We start from the raw sequence: 26,257 nt of genomic DNA, 5'->3' as shown, positions 1-26,257 counted from the left end.
ATGATCGATGGCCCGTCCTGAACCATCGCGGAAATGCCTCCGAGGGGAGGAATCAAGGATGACACGCTTTCACGCCTGTCCAGCAGACGTGCCATGAGGCTGCCATGACACGTCGATCACGGGATTTTACCACTTGCTGACAGGCAGATGGTGACTCGTGACAGGCTTTGCAAGAGTTTGCAGCCCGACAGATGGCCATATACTGTATATAACCCCATGCTTTCGGGCAAACCGCTGCACTGCCCGCCACTTCGACAGGTCGCCATGCAAGCCGCTCCCCTCGACAATCCGCGCTACTACCTGGCCAACTTCGATACCCTGCTCGATTGGGTCTGCCAGTGCCACGCCGATCTGCTGACAGAGGCGGAGCGTGCCACGGTGGACGCCATCACGCGCCTGCCGGAGCCTTCACGGGCCCTGCTGGTCCGCCTGCTGATGCGCAAGGGCGATCATTTCGAGGGCACGCAGCTGCATTATGCCGAAATCGGTGACATCGAGGCCGCAAGCCAGCCTCTGATCACACCGATCGCCGACAGTGCCACGCCTGATGGGCTGTGCCGCCTGAACGCTGACCTGAGCCTGGAGGAAATGCTGTCACTTGTGACACTGCCGCGCTTGAAGGACGCCTTCCCCGAGCTGCCAAGAAGCACGCCCAAACGCCGGATGCCGGATGCCCTCAGCGAGCTGCTGGTAGATACCACGCCACGGTCACTGCCCGAGTGGCTAAATGACCCCACCGCCAACACGCTGAGTGTTGGGCTTGGTGAGCTGTCGCGACGCCTGAGCCTGATGTTCTTCGGCAACCTGCGCCAGACTCTGTCGGACTTCGTGCTCAGTGAACTGGGCCTGCTGCGCTGCGAGGCGGTCGCGCTTTCCCAAGACTCGCGCGCCTTCACCCAGCGCTGGGAGGTGGATCGTTATCTGGCCCTGGAGCAGCTGCGTGAGGACTGGCAGGCGGCCAGGGAGCGTCTGAATCGTGAGACGGCGCATGCTGAACTGGAGCCGCATTGGCAGCGCATCATCTCGGCCCTGGACGAGGTGACATCGTCAGAAGCCGACGCGACAGAGGCGAATCGCGCCAATGCCTGGCTGGCACAGCGACGTGACCGGCTGCGTTTCTCGCTGGCGCGCGATGCTGAGCGTCAGGGCTGGCATCACGCAGCCGCACTGCAGTACGCCTGCCTCGAGAACTCCGCCTACGCGCCGCGTGCCATGCCGCGCCGAGTGAGAGCGCTGGAGCTTTCCGGCGATATCAGCGCAGCCCACGCACTTGCCTGCGAGCGTCTGGCGCGTGCTGACATCACGCTGGATGAGCAGCTGGCACTAGAGCGCGCCCTGCCTCGCCTGTGCCGTGGCCTTGGCTTGCCCGCGCCCAGACGCGCCAAGGCGCCGGCCACGCCACAGATCACCCTTACGGTGCCGGACCTTGCCACCTCGGCCGCCGCCGGCATCCATGGGGTCGAGCGCGCGGCCGCGCATGCACTGGCCACGCCCGAGGCACCGGTCTTCTACGTCGAGAATGGTCTGCTCCCCGCGCTCTTCACCCTGTTGTGCTGGGACGTGCTGTTCGCGCCCTTGCCGGGAGCCTTCTTCCACGCCTTTCATACCGGTCCGGCGGACCTCTACCGCCCTGACTTCGTCAACCGTCGCCAGGCCGCTTTCGAGGACTGCTTCGCGCGCCTGTCCGATGGCCGCTACCGAGAGACGATTCGTGAGCGTCATCAGCAGAAACAGGGTATTCAAGCGCCCTTCGTGCATTGGCCGCTGTTGAGCGAGGAGCTGCTGTCCCACGCACTGGACTGCATCCCCCCGGCACATCTGGAGGCCTGCTTCCGACACCTGCTGGCCAATCCCCGCGAGCATCGCGCTGGCCTGCCGGACCTGATCCAGTTCTTCCCCGAGAACATCCGCGAGCGTTACCGGATGATCGAGGTCAAGGCACCCACCGACCGCCTGCAGGACAATCAGCGCCAGTGGCTGGCCCTGTTCGCACGCCATGCGATTCCGGCGCTGGAGTGCCGGGTCGAATGGCAGACCGTAAACGCCTCTGATGCGTCCGTCGAGGACGAGGCCCCGGCACGCAAGGCACCGACTGCGCGATGATCACCGCCGACACCTCAAGCAGCGCACCCGAGCGCTATCGGATCGCGGTACGCGAGCTGTGCGCCTTCGCCGCACGCGAGGGCGATCTGGACCTGCGCTTCACGCCCTCGCCCACCGCTCAACAGGGCATTCGCGGCCATCAGCGCATCGTGCGTCGGCGTGGCAAGGACTACGAAAGCGAGATATCACTCTCCGGCTGCATCGACAATCTCGAGATTCGCGGCCGCGCCGATGGCTATGATCCCAGGCGCAACTGTCTCGAGGAGATCAAGACCCACCGTGGTGACCTGTCCCGTCAGCCCGCGAATCACCGCGCCCTGCACTGGGCCCAGGCGCGTGTCTACGGTGCCCTGATGTGCCGCAGTCGCGATCTCGAGGGCATCACGCTGGCGCTGGTGTATCTGGATATCGCCGCGGACGCACCAGCCAGCGCTGCCAAGGATGAAGCGGAATCCGGCGGTGACTCCATCGGGGCTTCACAGGATGAACAACGCCTGGAAGCCTGGTGGAGCCGCGAGGCGCTGGAAGCGGAGCTTGCACGTCTGGCCGCACGCTTCAGCGAGTTCGCCGCCCATGAACTGGCGCATCGCCACGCCCGTGACAGCGCCCTTGGCACGCTTGCCTTCCCCTGGCCTGCTTGGCGCCCCGGTCAACGCCAGCTGGCCGAGCATGCCTACAAGGCGGTGATGACCGGACGCGAGCTGCTGGCCGAGGCGCCGACCGGCATCGGCAAGACGCTGGCGACGCTGTATCCTGCGCTGCGTGCAATGCCCAGAAACGGCACGGACAGACTCTTCTACCTCACCGCCCGCACCCCGGGCCGCGCGCTGGCGCTGGACGCGCTGACCACCCTGGTGCCAGAGGTAGTCGAGCACACGGAATCACCGGACACGCCTGCCGCAGCGCTGCGCATTCTGGAGCTCGGCGCGCGCAGCAAGACCTGTGAGCACCCGACTCTCGCCTGTCATGGTGAGTCCTGCCCGCTGGCACGCGGCTTCCATGATCGCCTGCCTGCGGCACGCTCTGCCGCGCTTGCCGATTGCCAGCCACTGACGCTGGCGACGACACGCCGACACGCCCTGGCCCATGAGATCTGCCCCTACTTTCTCGCCCAGGAGCTCTCGCGCTGGGCGGATGTGATCATCGGAGATCACAACCACTACTTCGACAGTCATGCGCTGCTGTTCGCCCTGACCCAGGCCAATGACTGGCGCTCCGTGGTGCTCGTCGATGAAAGCCACAACCTCATCGAACGCGCCCGCGGCATGTACAGCACCGAACTCGACGCCCGACAGTTCCACTTCCTGCTCAAGCAATTGAGTCGCACGGGCCATCCGGCCCCGCTGCGCTCGGCCTCCCGCACGCTGGCCCGGCAGTGGCGAGCGCTGGAGCAGCTCGGGCCGGAAAACGGCAGCTTAGGGAATCCAAGCAGCGGGAACGGCAGCACCGATGACGGCAGTCAACAGGCACGTCTTGCGCTGGAGACGTTGCCCGGCGACTTTCTCAAGGCGCTGACGCAATGGACGGGCGCGATGGGTGACTGGTTGGCGGAGCCTGACAAGGCCGCAACCCCTCCTGCGGCCAGACAACAGGCAGCGCGAGCCACGGTCACACAAGCCCCCGAACAGCTGGGCCTGATCGCAAGCGATACCACCACCCTGGCCTCAAGCACCACCCCGTCAGACTCCAGTCCGACATCCACCGCGGCCAGCCGTCGCGTGGAGCCTGACGGCGAGATGATGGAGGCCTATTTCGCGGCGCTGACGCTCACGCGACTCGCGGAAGGCTTTGGCGATCACTCGCTGTTCGAGGTCGAACTCGCCGCCATGAATCCGGCGCGTCAGGCAACGCTCACCAGCGATTCAAGCTCACGCTCCGGCGCAGCATCGGATGCAGAAGCAGCAGCCCGGCCTCGCAAGCCCCGAGGGCGCAGCGTGCGCCAGATACAGCCGCGACTGCGCTGCGTCAGCCCGGCGCCGTGGCTGGCCCCCCGTCTGCGCGTCAGCCACGCCACCCTATTGTTCTCGGCCACGCTCAATCCGCCGGCCTATCATCACCGCCTGCTGGGACTGGCGGACAATGCGGTCTGGTTGAGTGTCGAGTCGCCGTTCAGGGCGACGCAGGTGCAGGTCAGTCGCCATCGGCTCTCGACCCGCCTGCGGGATCGCGAGGCCTCCTGCCGGCCCATCGCCGAGCTGATGGCACGCCAATACCAGCAGCGCCCGGGCAACTATCTGGCATTCTTCTCGAGCTTCGCCTATCTCGAGCAGGTCGCCAGCACCCTGCAACAGCTGACGCCGGAGATTCCCCAATGGCGCCAGACCCGTGCCATGACGGAAGCGGAGCGCACCACCTTCATTCAGCGCTTCACCCCCGACGGCCAGGGCATCGGTTTCGCGGTGCTGGGCGGTGCCTTCGGCGAAGGGATCGATCTCCCGGGGTCGCGTCTGATCGGGGCCTTCATCGCCACCCTGGGGCTTGCCGGCTTCAGTCCGGAGAATGAAGCGCTCAAGCAACGTCTGGCGCAGTGGCTGGAAAGCGATGCAAGGCGGCGTGTCGAACGACATTCGACAGACGGCGCCAAGGAGGAGCGTGACGATGAGGCAGGTCCGCTGCCCCCTGTCATCCAGCCCTTGAAGGCAGACGACTGCACCTATCTGTACCCAGGACTCACCAGAGTGGTGCAAGCCGCAGGCCGCGTGATTCGCAGCGAGCAGGATCAGGGCGTGATCCACCTGATCGATGACCGCTTCCTGCGCCCGGAAGTCGCACGACTGCTGCCGCGCTGGTGGACGCCGACAGACTGACGCGAGCAGGGTGACGCCAGGCGTGCCTTTGCCCCGAGATGGCACAAAGCCTGCACGTCAATGGGCAATAGAACAGTGCCTCATCCCCTTTCCGCTCCCCGGTCGCAAGGAAGCCGAACGATGCCAGACAACGACAATGCCCTGTGGGGCGACGACTATCCGCGTGATCTGATCGGTTATGGTGCCAACCCCCCCCATGCCAACTGGCCGGGGGGTGCCAGGATCGCCGTGCAGTTCGTGCTCAACTATGAGGAAGGCGGCGAGAATTGCTTGCTGCACGGTGACAGCGAGAGCGAGAAGTTTCTCTCCGAGATCATCGGTGCCGAGGCCTACCCCGCGCGGCACATGAGCATGGAGTCGATCTACGAATATGGCTCGCGCAGTGGCGTGTGGCGGATTCTTGATGAATTCAAGCGCCGGGAGTTGCCGCTGACGGTCTTCGGTGTCGGCATGGCGCTGGCGCGGCATCCGGACCTGGTCGCGCGTTTCCTGGAGGATGGTCATGAGATCGCCAGTCACGGCTGGCGCTGGATTCATTACCAGCACATGGATGAAGCCCATGAGCGCGCCCACCTGGAGCGCGCGGTGGAAAGCTATCGCGAGCTGGTCGGTCACGCACCACAGGGCTGGTACACCGGGCGCGACAGTCCCAACACCCGCCGACTGGTGGTGGAGCACGGCGGCTTCACCTACGACAGCGATTACTACGGCGATGACCTGCCGCTGTGGATGGAGGTGACCACCGCCAATGGCGAGCAGGTGCCGCATCTCGTCGTCCCCTACACCCTGGACACCAATGACATGCGCTTCGCCAGCGCCCAGGGCTTCAACAACGGTGAGGACTTCTTCCAGTACCTGCGTGACGCCTTCGACGTGCTCTACGCCGAGGGCGACACGGCACCCAAGATGCTCTCCATCGGGTTGCACTGTCGGATCGCCGGACGACCGGGACGCTTCGCGGCACTGAAACGCTTCCTCGATTACGTCCAGTCCCACGACAGGGTATGGATCACCCGTCGCATCGATATCGCCGAGCACTGGCAGCGTGAGCATCCCTATACCCCCGCCAGCTGACATCGCAAAAAGAACGCCGCAGCCCTTTCGGGATGCGGCGTTTGTGATTGAATCCAGCGAAGGTCAGCGATCGCACCTTCAAGGCTGCGCCAGTCAGTCTTCCAGCATGCTGGTCAGTTTTCCAACATGCAGGCCAATGCCAGCAGGCTCTCATCACGGCCCGGCAGGCCCAGCAATGAGACGCCCCAGGGCGGTGGTGCAGCCTCCTCCGGCAGCCGCGCTGCGTCATCGGTCAGCCACGGCAGACTCAATTGCGGTGCGCCATTCAAGCCGGCCAGTGCAGTGAGTCCCATCAGGCGATGACGATAGGCCTCCATCTCCTCGAGGCTTGCGCCCAGCAGCGGTGAGGCGCCCGGCGTGGTGGGCAGCACGAACACCGCCTCGCTGGTGGCCTCGGCATGGGCAGCCGCACTGCCATCGTCGCAGGCACTCTCGCCGCCCTCATGACTGGCTGCCAGCTGCTGGCGATACCAGCGGCGCACGGTGTCTGCCTTGGCTTCTGCTGCCTGCTCGTCGGCATCACTCAGGGTCATGCACCATTTGAGGCGCGCCGCGATATCCGGATTCAGCTGCGGCCAGCGAGAGTCGGGGCCCTGCTCCGGCGTACTCAACCATGCCTGGTGCGTACGACGAATCTCGCAGCCCTGCAGAATCCGAAAGGCCTCACTGGCCCTCGCCATGAAGGCCTGGCTCAACATTCGCCGCTCGCAGCGAAAACCGAGTGATTCAAGACGACGCGCCAGCGGCCCCAGCAGTCGCTGATAAGGCCCCGCCGCCAGCCCTTCCGGCACCAGCAGGATGAGTCTTGCCGGCAAACGAGTCGCTGTCGTTGGCGGCATCAACACCTCACTGACCTGCGTCAGCGTCGCGAGATCCCGCGTCATCCAGCCGATGGTATCGAAGCGCGGCGCCAGCGGCTTGAGGCCTGACATGTCAATGCGGCCATGGGTCGGCCGCAGCCCGTAGAGCCCACAGTAGCTGGACGGCACGCGAATGGAGCCACCGGTATCGGTTCCCAGCCCGATCTCCGCCTCACCGCGCGCCACCGCTACGGCAGAGCCTACGCTTGAGCCTCCCGGCAACCTCAGCGGCGCACGCGGGTTCTGCGGCGTGCCACAATGGGCATTGGTGCCATTGAGGCTGTAGGCCAGCTCATCGGTTGTGGTGCGCGCCCGATAATCGGCCCCCGCCTTCAGAAGCGCCAACACGCTGGGCGCCGTCTCCCGCTCGATGGGAGCGCTCGCCAGCAGGTCAGGATTGCCCTGTCCGGTGCGCTCGCCCTTGATCGCGAACAGATCCTTCACCACCAGTCGCTTACCCTCAAGAGACCCCTCTCCCTTCGGCCCGGAGAAACGCGCCGGGGCAACATAGATACGCTTGTCCATCGGGACCGACTCCTTTCGACTCATCAGGGGGTTCGCCTTCGTGGCGTGGCGCGGTGCGGTGTGATCACAGCACCGCGCCAAGGAACTGGCGCAGCTCTTCCGTGGCTGGATTGGCAAACAGCGTCGCGGGGTCGCCTGATTCATGCACACGCCCCTGGTGCATGAAGATCACGCGATCCCCCACATCGCGGGCGAAATTCATCTCATGGGTCACCAGAATCAACGTCATGCCCTCACGCTTGAGCTGCTCCAGCACCTTGAGCACATCGCCGACCAGCTCCGGGTCCAGCGCCGAGGTGATCTCGTCACACAGCAACACCTTGGGGTGCATCGCCAGGGCGCGCGCGATCGCCACCCGCTGCTGCTGGCCACCGGAGAGCTGGCTCGGCCAGGCATCGAATTTCTCCCCTAGCCCGACCTTGGCCAGCATCTCGCGGGCCTCGCGCTCCGCGACATCCCGTGCAACGCCCTTGACCAGCATCGGCGCCAGCATCACGTTCTCGCCGACGCGCTTGTGGGGGAACAGATTGAAGCTCTGGAACACCATGCCGACATCCTGCGCCAGAGCGGCGGCGTCCATCTCGCTACCGTCCAGCAGATTGCCGGCGACGTGGATGCTACCGCCGTCATGCTGTTCCAGCTGGTTGATACAGCGCAGCAAGGTGCTCTTGCCGGAGCCGCTGCGACCGATGATCGAGACCACCTCGCCCTGGCGCACTTCAAGATCGATGCCCTTGAGCACCGTCAGATCGCCGAAGGACTTGGTGAGCGCCGACAGGCTGACCAGCGGCGCCTTTGCCTTCTCGGAGACGGCAGCACTCTCGGTGACCGAGGAATCGGATGAGACGGTGTCCAGCGGGGAAACTTCAGCGAGCAGTGACATTGAGACGTGCCTCCAGGTGGCGAGCCAGCCGCGAGAGCGGATAGCACATGGCGAAATACAGCAACGCGACCAGCGCAAAGACGGTGAAGGGTTCCAGGGTGGCGTTGTTGAGCATGGTGCCGGCCTTGATCAGTTCGACGAAGCCGATCACCGAGGCAAGCGCGGTGCCCTTGATGATCTGCACCGAGAAACCGACGGTCGGTGCGATGGCCATGCGCAGCGCCTGCGGCAGGATGATGTGACGCATGGTCTTCAGATAACCGAGCCCCAGCACTCGCGCCCCTTCCCACTGCCCCTTGGGCACCGCCTCGACACAGCCACGCCAGATGTCGTGCAGGAAGGCACTGCTGAACAGCGTCAGCGCGACCGCCGCCGCCGTCCAGGCCGAGACATCCAGCCCGAAGACCGCCACGCCGAAGAAGGCCAGAAACAGCTGCATCAACAGCGGCGTGCCCTGAAACAGCTCCGTGTAGAGGCGACAGAAGAGTGCCGCCCCCGGCCAGCGGGTCAGGCGCAGAAAGGTCAGCGCCAGCCCGACCAGGCTACCGCCAATGAAGGCAATCAGAGACAGCGCCAGCGTCCAGCGCGCCGCCAGCAGCAAGTTGCGCAGGATGTCCCACAGCGTGAAGTCGATCATGAGTGGGCCTCTCTCAGCACATGGGAAGACAGACGGCGGCGCGGGGCTGGCGTCAGGTGGCGAAAGCCGAACAGACGACGCCCGATGCGGTTGAGCAAGGCGCGCATCGCGATGGCCAGCAGCAGGTACATGCCTGCCGTCACCACGTAGCTCTCGAAACTCAGGAAGGTACGTGACTGGATGAAGTTGGCCGCGAAGGTCAGGTCCGCCACGCTGATCTGGGAGACCACGGCGGAGCCCAGCATCACGATCACACACTGGCTGGTCAGCGCCGGATACATGCGTTCCAGCGCCGGCATCAGCACCACATGGCGATAGCGCTGCCAGGGCGTGAGACCCAGCGCACGCCCGGCCTCCCACTGGCCGCGACCGGTGGCATCGACACCGGCACGCAGAATCTCGCTGCTGTAGGCCGCCAGGTTGAGTGTCATCGCGATCACCGCGGCCATCTCGGCGCTGAGTGACAGCCCCAGCGCCGGCAGGCCGAAGAAGATGAAGAACAGCTGGACGATGAAGGGCGTATTGCGCAGCAGCTCCACCAGCATGCCCAGCAGCCGGCTGAAGACGCTGGTCGGCGCACGATGGCGCTGCCAGACACACATCACCGCACCGAGTATCCCCAGCGTGGTGGTCAGAATGGTCAACCAGACCGTCGTCATCAGCCCGGCCAGCAGGTCGGGCAGATACGGCAGCAGGCGCGAGAAATCCGGGAGATAGTTCATCGATCAAGCCTCACGGGAAAAGGGAGTCAGGCGTGCGACAGCTCGATTCAGGCATCCAGTGACGGCAGCGGCGCCTTGAACCAGGTCTCGGAAAGCGCGTTGAGCGTGCCGTCCTCGATCCCCTGGGCGATCAGCTCGTTCACGCGCGCCTTGAGCGCCGGCGTGTCATGCCGCATGCCCACATAGCAGGGAGAGTTCTTGAGCGGCAGTACACTGACCGGTACGCGAGAGGGATTGCGTTCGGCGATGGCGGCGGTGACCAGGTTGCCGGTGGCGATCATCTCGACCTGCCCCGACAGGAAGGCTGACAAGGTCGTGTTGTTGTCTTCGAAGCGCTTCACGGTGGTCGATTCCGGCACCACCTTGCTGAGCTCCATGTCTTCCACCGAGCCACGTGTCACGCCGATGGTCTTCTCGCTCAGCCCCTGGGCGGAGTCCACCTCTCTGCCCTTCTCACCGAACACGCCAAGGAAGAACGGTGCGTAGGCATCGGAGAAATCGATCGCCTTCTCACGCTCCGGATTCTTGCCCAGGCTCGAGATCACCAGATCGACCTTGCGGGTCTGCAGGTAAGGGATGCGATTGGCCGAAGTGACCGGCACCAGCTCCAGCTTCACGTTCATCTCATCCGCCAGATAGCGCGCCATGTCGATATCGTAGCCCCGTGGTTCAAGGTCCGGCCCGACTGAGCCGAACGGCGGGAAGTCCTGGGGCACCGCCACCTTCAGCACTCCGCTGTCGGTGATATCGCTCAGCGCATCCGCACGGGCCGTCAGGGCCGTGGCGGCCAGCGTGCCCCAGACGGCCAGCAGAATCCCCTTGCGCAACCAGTTGCCAAGACGTTGCGTGTTGCCTGTGCGTGATGCGTGCTTGAAGGCCTTGCTCTCGTGACGCTTGCTCATCGGTCGACTCCGGTGTCAGTCAATTCCGAGCGCTGAGGAGAACGACTCATCATGCGCTCGGCGCCCTGGGGCGTTTCATTGTTGTTGGTGGTTATCGCAGTGGTGTTTCGCGAGGGCTTGTCTGGCAATCCCTCTTCAACAAGCCCTGTCTGATGGGCCCTATCGGACGAGTCCTGTCCGCTGACTCCTCGTCGCATTGGCGGGCAACGTGAAACTCAAATCCTGACCAATGAAACAAGTGATTCCCTTATCCATCTTTGCAACGAGTGTGCCAACGCCACGCCAGCAGGGCCCGAACGTGCACGAAGCGCTCGTCTGACAATGGTTCAGGTGATGAAGTGCAGGCGTGAAGACAGGCCAGATGACGGGCCTCAAGAGAGCCTGGGGCGGGCTAGAGGCCGGGCTTGAACACGAGCGGGAAGGCAGTGCGAGGGAGAGAAGTTGCATTGCACGCCCTCGATGACGCTTCTTCGAACGCACAGTGTCCAGGCGTCATCGACATGAAAAGGGTCGCTGTTGGTGCAATCAGGCAGTTCATGCGCCCTGCGGGTGCGCGCAACCCGCAGGGCGTGAAGCATCGTGATGGGATGGGCGGCAGCGCAGGCAACCGCAATGACACTGCTAGCCGTCTCCCAGCTCCTCGAGTGACTCGAAGGTGTCCGTCACCCGGCGAATCTGGCTGCGACCAGCGACGAGGTCGTCATGCAGCAGGCGTGTGGCCAGCAGGTTGATCTGGCTCATGGCGGCGGCATAGCTGTCGAAAGCGCTGACACTGTCCAGCGGGCAGCGCAGCACATGCTCGATACCGGCAGGAATCTCGCTCAGGCTGTCATCGCAAACCAGCAGTACCGTGCAGGGAGCCTGGCCCAGCCACCCCAGCAGGCGTGCCAGCCCCTGCGGGCGCCGGCGCATGGCGAATATCACCACGGCGTCAGTGGCGCTCAGCCGCGCGACCTCCTCTCCGAGTGACTGGCCCGGCTGGGGCAGGACCGCCACCTGCCCTCTCAATTGCAGCAGTTGCTGGCGCAGATGCAGTGCCAGCGGATAGGCGTTGCGAAAGCCGATGATCTGCAAGCGTTCGGCATTGGCCAGGGTGCGGCCCAGCGCTTCCATGTCGAGCATGTCCAGCGCCGCCAGTGCTTGACGCAGGTTGCGACACTCCTGCTCATAGTGGCGCTGATGGTGGTCTGGCGTGGGCGTGCTCGAGACGACAGGCACGCCCGCATGACGCAGGCTGCGCGCCTGATCACGTGCCTCCCGGAAGTCCTGATAGCCGAGGCGGCGAAACAGGCGACTGACGGTGGCCTTGGAGACATGCGTCAGCCGTGAGAGCTCGGCGGCATTGTAGAGCGCCAGCTCATCCTGATGCGCGAGCAGAAAACGCGCGATACGCTGCTCGTTGGGGGTCAATCGCTCAAGGTGGTGAGTCAGGCGCTGATGCAGGCTCTGGCCTGCCAGCGACGCTGCCGCAGCGCGAGAATGCATCTCGGAGTCAGTGGCTGAAGCACTGGAGTCATCACGCGTGGCTTGAGTCATGGCGAAGGGTCTCTCTGGTGTCATGGCACCCCGTGGGCCGCCACTCAGGGTCTGATATGGCAACGGGGGACTGGCGTCGCGCCCGGGGCTCAAGGATGCCCCAGACGTCATTGTGCCTCATCACAGTGCAAGCGTCGGGCCAGCGGCAAGGTGACAGTGCATCAATTGCCCTCTCGGGTGGCGGTTGACCCGGGAATTCGGCCCATCACATGAGCTGCAGGGCTGGCGATGACAGGCACGGCCTCAGCACGTGTTCACCAAGTGGTTGATTTGGCGTAATTCTCCCTGGAGCGGCATGCAGATCGCTAAACATGAAGTGGGCACCTGCGGGCACAGGCAATGCGCCACCCGACAGGACACCCACCGAACACCCGGATGGCAAATTTACCGATCAAGCGCTCGCGTGGCGCAAGGAGTTGTCTCATGGCCACCTCTACGATGACCACTCTGCTCGATACCTGTCGGGCCATGACTCACAAGCTTGCCGCACAGACCTTCACTCCTCTGGCAGTGGGCGCAGAGAAAGCCGCTGACACCCCCGCTTGCGCCTCTCAACTGCTGGGCGTGATGGCAATGGGCTACGAAGCTCCGCCCCTGCTGATGTCCTCGCAGGTGAGCGACACCCGTGCGGTCGGTGATATCGACGCATCACGCGTCGCCCAGCAACAGGCCGTCTTTGACCCGAACATCAACCACAAGGTGCACGCGGATTGGGAAGCCGAGCATCGCCATCAGACCCTGTTGCGTCACAGCATGGTCCGTCGGGGCATGCTGGCATGAGTGTCTATACCATCGGCATGGAATGCGGCATGCACATCCCGCTGGAAAACTGCGCAGTGAACGCCGAACCCGTGATGCGCGTGACCTTCGACATCGACGCCGGACTACATGCCGGCGAACGCCTGGCGCTCGAGCGGGGCGCCATCCAGTCACTGGCCGACAGTGACAGCGCGCTGCTGGCAAGCCTGGAAGCACAGCTGCCACGTCGCAGCCTCCTGTGGACCTCACGCGGCATCCTGGAAGTCGGCCGTGGCTGGCGCTGGCAGACCTCCCCCGCCAGCCCCAAGGCACCCTGGCTGGACGCCGTGCACCACAGCTGGCCAAGCCATGCGCCACGCTGGCTGCTCAAGGCGCCGGTGGTCATCGTGTGTGCGGATGCCCTGCCGATTGCCAACCGCACCCGACATCAACGTGATCTTGCCAGACTCTGGCTCACTGCCGATGCCGCACTGATCTATCTGGCGCAGGACGCCCGCGATGGCTGGCAGATGCATCAGCATTGTGAGCCGGAGCAACGCAACGGCGCCCACCTGACGAGCCAGGCCGCGAGTGCACTTGAGCTGGCCAGCTGAGCCTCCTGTTCCGGCTCCCCCTTCCCTCATCTCGACGACATTCCGATGACACGCACCAGCAGACACGACAACGCCCGCGCCGGGAACACCGGAGCGGGCGTTGTCGTGTCTGCCATGACCCATCTGGCCGAACCGATGGCTCAGCGCGGACAGAGACCATCACACAGCGTGCTGGCCACGAAGTCCGCCAGCTGTTCCCAGTCCTCATCCGTGCGCGGCGCACCGCCCAGCTGGTCGATCTGGGCGGCGAAGTCCGCGTAGTGCTGCGTGGTGGACCAGATCAGATAGATGACCCACATCGGCTCCGCCTCGCGCAGCTTGCCAGCTGCCATCCACGCCTTCATCACCTCGCAGCGCGCCTGGACCCACTGACGCAACTCTCCGCTGAGATAGTCACGCAGAAACGGCGCGCCGCTGATCACCTCCGCCGCGAACAGGCGCGATGCCTGTGGGGCCTGGCGTGCCAGCTTGAGCTTGACGCGCACCAGCGCCTCCAGCACCTCGCGCGGGTCATCATCGGCCGTGATGTCCTCAAGTGACGCATTCCAGCGCGTCAGCGTCTGCTCCAGCAGATGCACATAGAGCTTTTCCTTGGAACCGAAGTAATACAGCAGATTGGCCTTGGGCAACTCGGCCACGTCCGCGATCTGCTTGAGTGTGCTGCCACGATAGCCGTGACAGGCAAAGACACACTCGGCAGCTTCCATGATTCGACTTTCCGCCTGCTCACGGGGAGAGCTGGTGGGTGTCGGACTGAATTCCGCACTTCGGGAACGACGAACTTCGGCATACAGGGAAGAAGGAGAATCTGCAGGCATCAGCATCACTCATCAAATAGACGTTATCGTTCGAGCATCTTGACCACAGCACCGGAACATGACCTTCGATTTCGGCCTCACGTCACGATGCTGTGGTCAGAATGCTCACCCCGGGCAGGCGCGATACGCTCGATGCGTCGCTCTCCTGACGCGCACTTGCGCCATCCACGGAAAAATACCACACCATGGGCTGACCATTTGGTCAGATTCTTGCTAGAAATACAACATGAGCTGTTACATTGACACTCGAAGACGCCAATCGGGCCCGCGATGCCCAGATTCGGCTGTGCCATACGCCTGAAGGCACCACAATGACAAGACGACCTGACGGGATGCCTGCATGATCGACTTCACCTTGAACGGACACGCGCGTCAGCTGCCCGCGCCTGCACCGGGAACGACAACGCTTGAAGCCCTTCGCACCTCTCTGGGGCATACCGGCACCAAGGAAGGCTGCGCGTCCGGTGACTGCGGCGCCTGCACGATTGCCTTGCAGGTGCCGGGCCAGCCCATGACGACGGTCAATGCCTGCCTGATGCCCGCCCACCAGCTGCAGGATTGCGAGTTGATCACCATCGAGGGACTGGCGAACGAGACCGCCACCTCCTCGCTTTCCCCGGTGCAGCAAGCGCTGGTGACGACCCACGCCAGCCAATGTGGCTTCTGTACCCCGGGCATCGCCATGAGCCTGGCGGTGCTGCACGCCGATCATCAGCTGCGCAGCGCAGAGGGCGAGAGTATCGATGCCGCGCGGCGCGATCAGATGATCGACCATGCGCTGGGCGGCAATCTGTGCCGCTGCACAGGCTATCGACCGATACGCGAGGCTGCCCATCGCCTGCTGCAGGGAGAATTCGGGCCGGCCACCCTGCTGTCATCCGGGCAGGCAGCTTGTCAGCCCGCCACTGGCGAGACGAATTCAGCGTCCCGTCGCGAGCGAGATAGCGAACTGGAAGCCTCGGGCACCTTCCATCGTCCCACCCGTCTTGAAGATCTGCTGGCGCTGCGCGCCGCACATCCCCAGGCGCCCTTGATCGCGGGGGGCACGGATCTGATGCTCGAATACACGCAACGCCTGCGTGACTTCCCGGCACTGATCGATACCACGCGTGTCGCGGCACTTGGCACCATCGAGGAAGGGGAACACGCCGGCCAGGCAGGCTGGTGGATCGGCGCTGCGGTGACCTACCGCCAGCTGATGCCACTGCTGCGTGAACACTATCCCGAGGGCGCGGAGCTGCTCACTCGCCTGGGGAGTGAACAGATCCGCAATCGCGGCACGCTGGGCGGCAACATCGGCAACGCCTCACCCATCGGGGACATGCCGCCGCTGTTGATCGCGCTGGAGGCCTATCTCCAGCTGATGAGTGTCGATGGGGAGCGCATCCTCAAGCTTGAGGACTTCTTCCTCGACTACAAGCGCACTCAATTGATGCCGGACGAGATCATCCATTCTCTCTTCCTGCCGCGGCCGGTTCACAATCAGCGGCTGGCGGTCCACAAGCTTTCCAAACGGCGAGATGATGACATCTCCACGCTGCTGGGGGTCTTCGCCTGGCGGCGCGATGCCAGTGGCCATGCTCAGCACTGGCGAGTCGCCTTCGGCGGCATGGCCGGCATTCCGACACGTGCACCGCATCTCGAGGCACTCCTGAGCCGTGAAACGCTGGAATCGCTCACGCCCGCCCAGCTCGACACCCTCACTCGCCACAGGATCGAGCAGGCCATCCAGGCCGATTTCTCGCCTCTCTCGGACGTGCGTGGCTCCCGCGAGTATCGTCTGCTGGCCGCCAGCCATCTGGTCCCCCGAGTGGCGCAGCGAATCCACAATGAACGTCACGCGACTGCCCCCCTCATGCCACTGGAGAGCCTCGATGCGTACCTTGAACAGTCTTGAGTCCGACCCCAGTGCCACTCCGGCCACGAACGCTTCGCCGTCACATCAGCATGAGAGCGCCGAGCGTCACGTCAGTGGCACGGCACGCTACGTCGACGACCTGCCACTCCCCGCAGGCACGCTGCACCTGGCCATCGGCATGAGCGAGGTCGCGCATGCCACTCTGGATTCCCTGGCTCTTGATGCGGTGCGGGCCGCCCCCGGCGTCGTCTGTGTGCTCAGCGCTTCAGACATCCCCGGCCACCGCGATGTCGGCCCGGTCTTCCCCGGCGACCCGCTGCTGGTCAGTGATCGCATCAGTCACCATGGTCAGGCGCTGTTCGTGGTTGCCGCCGAGAGCGAGCGGGCGGCGCGTCAGGCGGCGCGACTGGCCAAGGTGGCGGTGACCCCCTTGCCACTGACGCTTGATCCCTGCCAGGCCGCCAGTCGCGGTGATCTGGTGCGTCCGACCCATACCCAGGCACGTCTGGCCAACGGCCGGGCAGCGACACGCGAAAGCGTCAGCGAACGACTTGCCAGATCCGCCTGGCAATTGGACGGCGAGCTTGAGAGCGGTGGACAGGAACACTTCTATCTGGAGAGCCAGGCAGCGCTGGCCTTGCCGGGTGAAGACGACGAGATGCTGGTGCACAGCTCGTCCCAGCACCCCAGCGAAGTCCAGAAGCTGATCGCCGAGGTGCTGGGCGTGCCCTTCCATGCCATCACGGTGGAAACCCGTCGCATGGGAGGCGGCTTCGGCGGCAAGGAAACCCAGGCCGCGCCGGTGGCATGTCTGGCAGCCCTGGTGGCGCGTCGTACGGGGCGGGCCGCCAGACTGCGACTGCCCCGCAATGACGACATGCGCCTGACCGGCAAGCGCCATCCCTTCCATCACCGCTACCAGTTCGGTGTCGATGACAGCGGGCGCATCGACACCGCCATCATCGAGCTGACCGGCGACTGCGGCCACTCACCGGATCTGTCGGATGCCATCGTCGATCGCGCCATGTTCCATGCCGACAACGCCTATTACCTCGGCAATGCCCATGTGCGCGGTATCCGTGCCCGCACCAACGTGGCGTCCAACACCGCCTTCCGCGGCTTCGGTGGTCCGCAGGGCATGCTCGCCATCGAGGCGGCCATGGAGGATATCGCAAGGCGTCTGGGGCGCGACCCGCTGGAGATCCGCAAGCGCAACCTCTACTGCGAGGGCCGTGAGACCACGCATTATGGCCAGCACGTCAATCAGTACCCACTGCTCACCACGCTGATCGACCAGCTCGAGGCGCAGGGCGACTACTGGGCACGACGCGCCGAGATTCGCGCCTTCAATGCCGCCAATCCGGTGGTGAAGAAGGGACTGGCGCTGACGCCGGTGAAGTTCGGCATCTCCTTCACCGCCAAGCACCTCAATCAGGCCGGCGCCCTGGTGCATGTCTATACCGATGGCAGCGTGCAGGTGAATCATGGCGGCACCGAGATGGGCCAGGGCCTGCACACCAAGATCACTCAGGTCGCGGCCCGTGAGCTGGGCCTGAGCGTGGACAGGGTGCGCATCACCGCCACGCGCACCGACAAGGTACCCAACACCTCACCGACCGCGGCAAGTTCGGGAGCGGACCTCAACGGCATGGCCACACGTGATGCCTGCCTGCGCCTCAAGGCGCGCCTGCTCGACTTCGCCGCCGAACATCTCGCCCAGCCACGCGCCAGCCTGAGCCTCGACAATGGCGAGCTGCATGGCCCGAGCGGCGTACTGATGACATGGGGGGAGCTGATCCAGGCGGCGTATCTGGAACGCATCTCGCTCTCCGAGAAGGGCTTCTATGCCACCCCGGACATCCACTACGACCGCGAAAGTGGCACCGGACACCCCTTCTACTACTACGCCTTCGGCGCGGCGCTGTGTGAAGTGGTCGTCGATACCTTGAGCGGCGAATACCGACTGGAAAGCGCCGAGATCCTGCACGACGTGGGAGATTCGCTCAATCCGGCCATCGACATCGGTCAGATAGAAGGCGGCTTCGTGCAGGGCATGGGCTGGCTGACGACGGAGGAACTCAAGTGGAACGAGGAGGGCCGCCTGCTGACCGATGGCCCGGCCACCTACAAGATACCCGCCATCAGCGACGTACCCGACGGCGCGATCACGGTACGCCTGCTAGAAGGACATCCCAACTCGGCCGCCAGCATCTATCGCTCCAAGGCAGTGGGTGAGCCCCCCTTCATGCTCGCCATCAGCGTGTGGGCGGCGCTGCGCGATGCGTTGGCCTCGTTGACCGACTACCGCCGCGCAGTGCGCCTGGATACCCCTGCCACGCCGGAGCGCGTGATGCTGGCGGCGCGTGAGCAGCGTGATTGGCAGGAGCAGCACGCCACTGCCGGCGCAGAGCCAACGCAGGTGCCGTCATGAGTGCAATCAAGAGGGCAATCAAGAGTGCCGCGACCAGCCGCTGGTATCAGGCGCTCGCCGAGGCACAGGCAGCGCTGACGGCCCATGCCCTGGCCACCGTGGTGACGGTGGCGGGCTCCGCCCCGCGAGGTGCCGGCAGCAAGATGCTGATCACCCCGGATACGCTGCACGACAGCCTCGGCGGCGGCCGGCTGGAACAGCTGGTGGTGGAGCGCGCCCGAGCGATGCTGGCGCAGGGACAATCGGGCTGTCATCTCGAGGAGATCGCGCTGGGCCAGCATGCTCAACAATGCTGTGGTGGCCACGTGCAGGTGTTGATCGAGCTGTACCCGGCGCTTGCGCCACGGCTGACCCTGTTCGGCGCCGGCCATGTCGGTCAGGCCATCGTCCACCTCCTGGCGCCGCTGGACTGGCAGATCGACTGGCGGGATTCACGCGCCGAGCAGCTCGAGTCCGCCACGATTCCTGCGGGCAGTGAGGGCAGTGAGGGCCGTGTGCAGCGCCAGACATTCAATATCCTGACGGACCTGCCGCTCTCGAAAGCGGCGCCGGCCTCCGACTCGCTGCCAGTGAGGGCGGGCAGTCATGTGCTGGTATTGACCCATGATCATGTCGAGGACCAGGCGCTGGTGGCGGCTCTTGCACCGCGTGATGACCTGGCCTCGCTGGGGCTGATCGGCTCCAGCAGCAAGTGGGCGCGCTTTCGCCAGCGCCTGCGCGGCGATCTCGACGAGCACGAGGTCGCCCGCATTCGCTGCCCGATCGGTGTGCCGGGGATTCCGGGCAAACGCCCCGAGGAGATCGCGATCGCGGTGGTGGCCGAACTGCTTCAGTTGCAGGCCAGCCGAGCCGCCCAGCAGACCGACGACGCGAACTCCCCAACCTCGTCACACCCCCCATCATTGGACGGCAATGGCCTGACGCGCAAGGGTGCCCGCCAGCTGCGCGCCCGCCTTGCCCCTGACGCGATGCACCAGACAGAACCGACACGGAAGGCCGAATGATGACTGACCAAGACACCCCGCTATCTGTGGCCTGCCACCTGGATGACCGCCGACTGACGGCGGCGCTGCGCTCGGCCGCAAAGGCGCCAGAAAGCGTCAGCCTGTTGCGTGGCGCCCTGCTGCACTTCCTGGATGAGCCTCTGGACGACCCGCAAGGAACACTTGCGTCAGGCGAGCAGGACCCCGCCATCGAGTACTACGCGGATGCCCTGCTGGTGATGCACGCCGGCCATGTGGTCGCCGTGGGGGATCACCACTCGCTTGCCCGGCATGATGCCGTGAGTGAACTGATGCGCCTGAGCCCGCCGCACAGCGTCACCGGTCTGATGATGCCAGGCTTCATCGATACCCACGTGCACTTCCCGCAGCTGGATATCATCGCAAGCTATGGTCACTGCCTGATCGACTGGCTGAATACCTACACCTTCCCCGCCGAGCAGCGCTTTGCCGACCCCGCGCACGCCGCCGAGGTCGCCGAGATCTTTCTTGATGAGCTGCTGCGTCATGGCTCCACCAGTGCCCAGGTGTTTGCCACCTTGCATGCCAGCAGTGCCGATGCCCTGTTCCGGGCCGCGCGGAGCCGCGACATGCGTGTGCATGCCGGTCGCGTGATGATGGATCGCAATGCGCCGCCGGCACTGCTCGATTCAGGCGTCATCGCGCTCAAGGACGATGAGCGGCTGATCGCGGACTGGCACGGGCGTGATCGCCTCGGCTATGTGCTGACCCCGCGCTTCGCCCCGACCTCGACGCCTGAGCAACTCAAGGCCGCCGGCCAACTGCTCAAGTGCCAGCCGGACCTGCACTTGCAGACCCATCTGGCCGAGAACCTCGATGAGGTGAAGTGGGTGGCGGAACTGTTCACCGAGGCTCGGGATTATCTGGCGGTCTATGAGGATGTCGGCCTGAGTCACGAGCGCACCACCTTCGCCCACGGCATCCACCTGGACGATGGCATGCGCCAGCGCATCGCGGATCGTGGCGCCAGCATCGCCTTCTGTCCGACCTCCAACCTGTTCCTCGGTAGCGGGCTGTTCGATCGCGCCAGCGCCCGCCATCAGGGAATCAACATCAGCATCGCCACCGATGTCGGCGGTGGCTCCAGCCTGTGTCAGCTGGAGAGCCTCAAGGCTGCCTATCAGGTCGGTCAGTTGCACGGTGCGGTCGCCCATGATGTGGCGGGGCTTGCGTCACGTGCCAACCAGCCACTGACGCCCTGGCAGGGCTTCTATCAATTGACGCTGGGCAATGCGCGCGCCATGCGGCTGGAGGACAAGGTCGGCAACCTGCGTCCGGGGATGGAGGCGGACGTGATCGTGCTCGACCCCACGGCGACTCACTTGCTGGCGCGGCGTACCCGCTGGGGACAGCCACAGCAGGTACCGCTGGGGGAGGTGCTGTTCGCCCTGATGATGCTCGGGGATGACCGCGCGATTCGCGAGGTGCATGTGGCGGGCCGCTGCCGCAAACGGCACGGCATGCTGCTGAGTGATCACACCGCTGCGAAGACACGCCCAAGGGCGGAAGCATTAATGCCCTGAGGGCATCACAGGTGTGACAACATGCTGACAAATGGTGCCAATTTATAGAATTGGTGCCATTTTTTCATCATAAAGGTGCATGAGACATGGATTCTCAACGCTGAGTCCACTCGTTATGATGGCGCCATCTTCTCCCAACGTCCTGGGCACCCTCAGTGATGTCGACGCATTACGAGGTCCGTCATCATGACTCCCACTGCCATCATGCAACGTCGTTATTCCACCAAGGCCTTCGATCCGGCGCGCAAGATCAGCGCCGCCGACTGGCAGGAACTGGAAAACGTGATGCGCCTGAGCGCTTCCAGCGTCAATTCCCAACCGTGGCACTTCCTGGTGCTGGAGTCTGACGATGCCAAGCAGCGCTTCGCACGTGCCGGTACGGATGACAAGTACGCCTTCAACTCGCCGAAGATCACCAATGCGTCTCACGTCGTGCTGTTCTGCACCCGCACTACCCTGGACGACGACTACCTGAACCATCTACTGGATACCGAAGCCTCTGATGGTCGCTTCAAGAAGGATGACGAGTTCAGCGCCATGATGGACGGCGCGCGTCGTCTGTTCATCGACCTGCATCGTCATGATCTCAAGGACATGCAGCACTGGATGGACAAGCAGGTTTACCTCAATTACGGCAGCCTGCTGTATGCCGCCTCCAGCCTGAACATCGATGCGGTGCCGCTGGAAGGCATCGACCCGGTGGCGCTGGACGCCGAATTCGGGCTGCGCGAGAAAGGCTTCAACGCCCTGGTCGCCGTGAGCCTTGGCTATCGCGCCGCTGACGACTTCAATGCGGAACTGCCCAAGTCCCGTCTGCCGGCAGACGAACTCTTCACTCGCCTGTAAGCGCAGGGGTCATCGAGCGGCGGGCAGCGCATTCCCCCACGGGGCTCCGTGCCTGCCGCATTGCATCCGCCCATCGGACATGACACCGTTTCTGCTCATGTCCCATCGTCCGCCGGTCACGTGGGGCATCCGCTTCACGCGTCATCATTTTCGTTCACGAAAGGATTCATGCCATGTCTCTCAAGCTTATCGCGACTCTGACCTTCCCCGCCGACCAGCAGGAAAAGGCCCGTGACATTCTCGCCGACCTGGTCGAGAAGAGTCAGTCCGACAAGGGCTGTCTGCAATATGAACTCTTCGCGGTAGACAAGCAGGTCGAGGAAGGCGAGCCGGTACCGGAAGGCGACTTCGTGGTACTGGAGGAATGGTGGGATGAAGAAGCGCTGGAAGCCCACGTGGCATCCGAGCACTTCCAGGGCTTCCTGGGAGCCTTCGCGGAAGGCGAGATCGGCCTCAAGATCCAACGTCTGCTGACAGTCTGACGCCAGTCGCTTGACCCTGCGCCCGCTTGCCCGGGCCACAGGGACATCAATTCCAGGACCCCGCCGAGTCACGCTCGGCGGGGTCCTGCGTTATCCGGCCACTCATCGAGTGCCTCGGCGACAAGACGTCGTGACAGCAAAAGACACCTGATATTGGTTCACTTCTTGCTTATAATTGCCCGCCCGCGAATCGCATGGCGTGATCACGCATCGTCATCCTCGATCATCAGCCCCATTCCTCCCGCATTTGCCGCGAGCCGACAAGGAGCGTCCCATGACCCAAGCTTCCTCCCAGCACAAGGGGATCGACGAGCCACTGCTCGGCCTCGAGAGCTGCCCCTCCGTTCCCATCTCGGCGCTCGCCGGGGCCCAGCATCTGCTGGCCAGTCTGGCGGGCATCATTGCACCGACATTGATCATCACCAGTGCGCTATCGCTCGGGGCCTACACCGCCAGTCTGCTGTCGATGGCGCTGGTGGTCTCTGGGATCGCCACCTGGATTCAATCCCAGCGCCTGGGGCCATTCGGTTCGGGGCTGTTGAGCATCCAGGGCACCAGCTTCAGCTTCGTGTCGGCCTTGATCACCGCCGGCCTGATCGCGCGCAGCCAGAATGCCAGTGACGAACAGGTGCTGGCGGTACTGTTCGGCACCTGTCTGGCCGGCAGCCTGATCGAGATGGCATTGGGCACGGTACTGCCATGGCTCAAGCGCGTCATCACACCGGTGGTGACAGGCGTGGTGGTGATGCTGATCGGGTTGAGTCTGATCGAGGTCGGCATGACGGATATCGGTGGCGGCTTCGGTGCCGCGGACTTCGGCGCCCCCGCCAATCTGGCGCTGGCCGGCTGCGTGCTGATCACGGTACTGGCCTGTCAGGTCTCGCGTCACCCGTGGCTGAGAATCGCCTCCATCTTCATCGGCATGGCCGTCGGCTGCATCATCGCGGCGCTGGGCGGCATGTACGATGCGCCACAACTGGCGGATGCCGCACTGATCGCTCTGCCGCATCCGGCGACGCTGAATACCGGCTTCGACTTCTCGCTGGCCGCCTTCCTGCCGGTGGCCTTCATCTTCATTATCACCGCCATCGAGACCGTCGGCGATCTCACCGGCAGCGCACGCGCCTCGGGGCTTGCCGTGGATGACGACACGCATCAGAAGCGTCTGCGCGGCGGCGTGCTCGGGGATGGCCTGAATTCCGCACTCGGCGCGCTGGCCGGCACCTTCCCCAACACCACCTTCAGTCAGAACACCGGCGTGATCCAGCTGACCGGTATCGCCAGCCGCCATGTGGGCCGCTACGTGGCGGGCTTCCTGCTGTTGCTGGGCCTGTCGCCCTTCATCGCCACCCTGCTCACGCAGATGCCGCGCCCGGTGCTCGGTGCCACCACCACGCTGATGTTCGCGCTGATCGCGGTGTCCGGCATCCGCATCCTGATGGCGCAGCCCATCGGGCGTCGCGAGATGATGATCATCGCGCTGGCCCTGGGGCTTGGCCTGGGCGTCGGCATGGTACCGGATGTGCTGAACGCGATTCCGGGGGCCTTCGCCGATGCCTTGCGCTCGCCGATCACCATGGGCGGCCTGACCGCCATCCTCGCCGAGTTGCTGCTGCCGAAGATGGAAGATGCCGAGGTGTTCAATCCCAGAGCGAGTGAGTGTGAGTCCACCGACAGCATCAGCGCAGATCAGGAACACGCCTGAGCCGCAGGCGCCGCAATGAGACATGAAAAAACCGGCGCACCATTGGCCGGTTTTTTCATGTCGGTCGCCTCTTGAGGCCAGTCGCGCTTCTACAGGTCAGCCACACTTCTTCACGCCATTCGCTGACGCACGCAAACGGCGTACAGCTCGCACTTCGTGAGCAGGTCATCCAATCTCCACAATGGCAAGACAGACTCGTACAGCGGTGTGCCTTGCCATCGGTTACCCTTCACCCACTACACATAAGCGCTTTCTCATCAACAGTCTTGCAATCGCCACCCTGACAATCAGCACTTTGAGGCTGGAGCGCGCCATTGCGCCTCGGAGCCAGACACAAGGAACGTATCGCTCATGCTGAACACTCGACTCACCTCATCAAACGCGCCGGGCTTGCGCACATCCCCCCGCTCGCGCCTGGCGCTGAAGACCTTGCTGGGGGCTGCATTGCTGAGCACGCTCAGCGCCTGCGCCAGCCATCAGGATCATGAATGGCAGGCAGACACGTCCTATCACCTGACGGTGCTGCACACCAATGATCATCACGGCCGTTTCTGGCGCAGCAGCGATGGCGAATACGGCATGTCGGCGCGCAAGACGCTGGTCGACCGCATCCGCGCCGAAGTGGAATCCGAGGGTGGCAGCGTGCTGCTGCTGTCCGGCGGAGACATCAATACCGGCGTGCCGGAGTCCGATCTGCAGCAGGCCGAACCCGATTTCAAAGGCATGAATCGCATCGGCTATGACGCCATGGCGGTGGGCAATCATGAATTCGACAACCCGCTGGACGTGCTGCTCAAGCAGCGCGAATGGGCTAATTTCCCGATGCTGGCCGCCAACATCTACGACAAGGCCACCGGCGAGCGTCTGTTCGCGCCCTACAGGATCTTCGATGAAGACGGCGTCCATATCGCGGTGATCGGCCTGACCACCGAAGACACCGTGCGCATCGGCAATCCCGAGTACTTCAGCAATCTCGAGTTTCGCGATCCCAAGGAAGAGGCACGCAAGGTCATCGAGCAACTGAACGAGCATGAGCAGCCGGACCTGATCTTCGCCGTCACCCACATGGGGCATTATCAGAATGCCGAGCATGGCATCAACGCGCCGGGCGACGTCGCGCTTGCGCGCTACCTGCCCACCGGTGCGCTGGACATGATCGTCGGAGGGCACTCCCAGGAGCCGGTGTGCATGGAGGGCGTCAACCGGATGGCGGACTTTGCGCCCGGCGATGATTGCCAGCCGGACCGCCAGAACGGCACCTACATCGTGCAGGCACACGAGTGGGGCAAATACGTGGGGCGTGCCGATTACGAGTTCCGCAATGGCGAACTGACCATGCTCAACTATCAGCTGATCCCGGTGAACCTCAAGAAGAGCGTCGAAGTGAACGGCGAGCGTCACAAGGTGCTGGTCAAGGAGGAAATCGCCGAGGACAGCGAGCTGCTCGAGTTCCTGCGCCCCTATCAGGAGAAGGGCCAGGCGCAGCTCAATGTCACCGTCGCGCAGAGCAACGGCAAGCTGGAGGGGGATCGCGACGTGGTGCGCTTTGCCCAGACCAATCTGGGCCGCCTGATCGCCACCGCCGCCATGCAGGCCGGCAAGGCAGACTTCGGCGTGATGAACTCAGGTGGCGTGCGCGCCTCCCTGCCCCAGGGCGAGATCACCTACAAGGATGTGCTGACCGTACTGCCCTTCGGCAACACCGTGGGGGTCGTCAGCATGTCGGGCAGCGAGGTGCTCGACTACCTCAATGCCGTGGCGACCCAGCCGGTGGACTCCGGCGCCTATGCCCAGTTTGCCGGTATCAGCATGCAGGTCGACCGGGCCGAGGGCAGCGTCTCTGACGTGATGATCCAGGGCCAGCCCCTGGACAGAAGCGCGCAATATCGCTTTACCGTCCCGAGCTTCAATGCCGCCGGCGGGGATGGCTATCCGAAGGTCACTGACCTGCCGGGCTACCTGGATACCGGCTTCGTCGATGCCGATGTGCTCAAGGCCTACCTTGCCGAGCAGAGCCCGATCGATGTCTCGGCGTACGCCCCGAAGGGCGAGATCGTCTATCAGTGACGCTCAACGCGTTCGCGACGCGATGTGATCGAATGAGATAGACCACTACGGGACGCCAAGGCGTCCCGTAGTCGTTTCCAGAGCCGGGATATCCTCACCAGAGG

20 protein-coding genes are annotated in these 26,257 nt (G+C 64.1%); 13 read left to right on the top strand and 7 right to left on the bottom strand.

Annotation, left to right across the window (positions count from 1 at the left end):
• Positions 1 to 264 precede the first annotated feature (264 nt).
• From ACZYGA_RS06785 to puuE, 3 genes are all read left to right on the top strand, one after another.
• Entirely contained in the window at positions 265 to 2,103 is a 1,839-nt protein-coding gene (locus tag ACZYGA_RS06785; RefSeq protein ID WP_479398688.1) for a VRR-NUC domain-containing protein, read from the top strand.
• The gene (locus tag ACZYGA_RS06780) at positions 2,100 to 4,910 is read left to right on the top strand and encodes an ATP-dependent DNA helicase (protein ID WP_479398686.1); all 2,811 of its coding nucleotides are present in this window, start codon (positions 2,100 to 2,102) and stop codon (positions 4,908 to 4,910) included. The genes ACZYGA_RS06785 and ACZYGA_RS06780 overlap by 4 nt, the downstream gene beginning before the upstream one ends.
• Before the next feature lie 120 nt (positions 4,911 to 5,030).
• Positions 5,031 to 5,984, top strand: coding sequence for an allantoinase PuuE (puuE, locus tag ACZYGA_RS06775; RefSeq protein ID WP_218015177.1), 954 nt, complete (start codon positions 5,031 to 5,033; stop codon positions 5,982 to 5,984).
• 113 nt (positions 5,985 to 6,097) lie between these two features.
• Here puuE and ACZYGA_RS06770 read toward each other — a convergent pair whose 3' ends face one another.
• From ACZYGA_RS06770 to ACZYGA_RS06745, 6 genes are all read right to left on the bottom strand, one after another.
• Entirely contained in the window at positions 6,098 to 7,369 is a 1,272-nt protein-coding gene (locus tag ACZYGA_RS06770; protein WP_479398684.1) for an amidase family protein, read from the bottom strand.
• A gap of 64 nt (positions 7,370 to 7,433) precedes the next feature.
• Positions 7,434 to 8,252 carry an amino acid ABC transporter ATP-binding protein gene (locus ACZYGA_RS06765; RefSeq protein WP_417285910.1) on the bottom strand — a complete coding sequence of 273 codons (819 nt, stop codon included), beginning with the start codon at positions 8,250 to 8,252 and terminating at the stop codon, positions 7,434 to 7,436.
• Positions 8,236 to 8,889 carry an amino acid ABC transporter permease gene (locus ACZYGA_RS06760; RefSeq protein ID WP_479398683.1) on the bottom strand — a complete coding sequence of 218 codons (654 nt, stop codon included), beginning with the start codon at positions 8,887 to 8,889 and terminating at the stop codon, positions 8,236 to 8,238. Before ACZYGA_RS06760 ends, ACZYGA_RS06765 begins: the two co-directional genes overlap by 17 nt.
• Positions 8,886 to 9,611 carry an amino acid ABC transporter permease gene (locus tag ACZYGA_RS06755; protein ID WP_136937857.1) on the bottom strand — a complete coding sequence of 242 codons (726 nt, stop codon included), beginning with the start codon at positions 9,609 to 9,611 and terminating at the stop codon, positions 8,886 to 8,888. Before ACZYGA_RS06755 ends, ACZYGA_RS06760 begins: the two co-directional genes overlap by 4 nt.
• Positions 9,612 to 9,658: 47 nt before the next feature.
• Positions 9,659 to 10,513, bottom strand: a complete 855-nt coding sequence (locus ACZYGA_RS06750) for a transporter substrate-binding domain-containing protein (protein ID WP_417285911.1) — start codon at positions 10,511 to 10,513, stop codon at positions 9,659 to 9,661.
• Between the two features lie 621 nt (positions 10,514 to 11,134).
• The gene (locus ACZYGA_RS06745; protein ID WP_479398681.1) at positions 11,135 to 12,049 is read right to left on the bottom strand and encodes a MurR/RpiR family transcriptional regulator; all 915 of its coding nucleotides are present in this window, start codon (positions 12,047 to 12,049) and stop codon (positions 11,135 to 11,137) included.
• A 423-nt stretch (positions 12,050 to 12,472) separates the two neighbouring features.
• On the opposite strand from ACZYGA_RS06745, the gene ACZYGA_RS06740 reads away from it, so the two are divergent.
• Complete coding sequence (locus tag ACZYGA_RS06740) at positions 12,473 to 12,829, top strand: hypothetical protein (RefSeq protein WP_191236967.1); 357 nt, start codon at positions 12,473 to 12,475, stop codon at positions 12,827 to 12,829.
• Entirely contained in the window at positions 12,826 to 13,401 is a 576-nt protein-coding gene (locus tag ACZYGA_RS06735; RefSeq protein WP_404625453.1) for a hypothetical protein, read from the top strand. Before ACZYGA_RS06740 ends, ACZYGA_RS06735 begins: the two co-directional genes overlap by 4 nt.
• Before the next feature lie 140 nt (positions 13,402 to 13,541).
• Here the strand turns inward: ACZYGA_RS06735 and ACZYGA_RS06730 are convergent, their stop codons facing one another.
• A complete protein-coding gene (locus tag ACZYGA_RS06730; RefSeq protein WP_479398680.1) occupies positions 13,542 to 14,108 on the bottom strand; it encodes a TetR family transcriptional regulator C-terminal domain-containing protein in 567 nt (188 codons plus the stop codon).
• A gap of 451 nt (positions 14,109 to 14,559) precedes the next feature.
• On the opposite strand from ACZYGA_RS06730, the gene ACZYGA_RS06725 reads away from it, so the two are divergent.
• From ACZYGA_RS06725 to ushA, 8 genes are all read left to right on the top strand, one after another.
• On the top strand, positions 14,560 to 16,116 hold the full coding sequence (locus ACZYGA_RS06725; protein ID WP_479398679.1) for a xanthine dehydrogenase small subunit: 1,557 nt from the start codon (positions 14,560 to 14,562) through the stop codon (positions 16,114 to 16,116).
• Positions 16,094 to 18,508 carry a xanthine dehydrogenase molybdopterin binding subunit gene (gene xdhB / locus ACZYGA_RS06720; protein ID WP_479398678.1) on the top strand — a complete coding sequence of 805 codons (2,415 nt, stop codon included), beginning with the start codon at positions 16,094 to 16,096 and terminating at the stop codon, positions 18,506 to 18,508. The genes ACZYGA_RS06725 and xdhB overlap by 23 nt, the downstream gene beginning before the upstream one ends.
• Positions 18,505 to 19,512 (top strand): xanthine dehydrogenase accessory protein XdhC, encoded by a 1,008-nt coding sequence (gene xdhC, locus ACZYGA_RS06715; protein ID WP_479398676.1) that lies wholly within the window; start codon positions 18,505 to 18,507, stop codon positions 19,510 to 19,512. The genes xdhB and xdhC overlap by 4 nt, the downstream gene beginning before the upstream one ends.
• Positions 19,509 to 21,053 carry a guanine deaminase gene (gene guaD, locus ACZYGA_RS06710; protein ID WP_479398675.1) on the top strand — a complete coding sequence of 515 codons (1,545 nt, stop codon included), beginning with the start codon at positions 19,509 to 19,511 and terminating at the stop codon, positions 21,051 to 21,053. Before xdhC ends, guaD begins: the two co-directional genes overlap by 4 nt.
• Before the next feature lie 186 nt (positions 21,054 to 21,239).
• Positions 21,240 to 21,899 carry an oxygen-insensitive NAD(P)H nitroreductase gene (nfsB, locus tag ACZYGA_RS06705; RefSeq protein WP_176503656.1) on the top strand — a complete coding sequence of 220 codons (660 nt, stop codon included), beginning with the start codon at positions 21,240 to 21,242 and terminating at the stop codon, positions 21,897 to 21,899.
• 173 nt (positions 21,900 to 22,072) lie between these two features.
• Entirely contained in the window at positions 22,073 to 22,381 is a 309-nt protein-coding gene (locus tag ACZYGA_RS06700) for a putative quinol monooxygenase (RefSeq protein ID WP_084208749.1), read from the top strand.
• 274 nt (positions 22,382 to 22,655) lie between these two features.
• The gene (locus ACZYGA_RS06695; protein ID WP_479398674.1) at positions 22,656 to 24,086 is read left to right on the top strand and encodes a uracil-xanthine permease family protein; all 1,431 of its coding nucleotides are present in this window, start codon (positions 22,656 to 22,658) and stop codon (positions 24,084 to 24,086) included.
• A 351-nt stretch (positions 24,087 to 24,437) separates the two neighbouring features.
• On the top strand, positions 24,438 to 26,153 hold the full coding sequence (ushA, locus tag ACZYGA_RS06690) for a bifunctional UDP-sugar hydrolase/5'-nucleotidase UshA (RefSeq protein WP_479398673.1): 1,716 nt from the start codon (positions 24,438 to 24,440) through the stop codon (positions 26,151 to 26,153).
• The last annotated feature ends 104 nt before the right edge of the window (positions 26,154 to 26,257 follow it).

Source organism: Cobetia sp. BL01 (assembly GCF_056493605.1).
The sequence above is the reverse complement of the archived record's forward strand: the minus strand, read 5'-3'. Positions and strand labels throughout refer to the sequence as shown.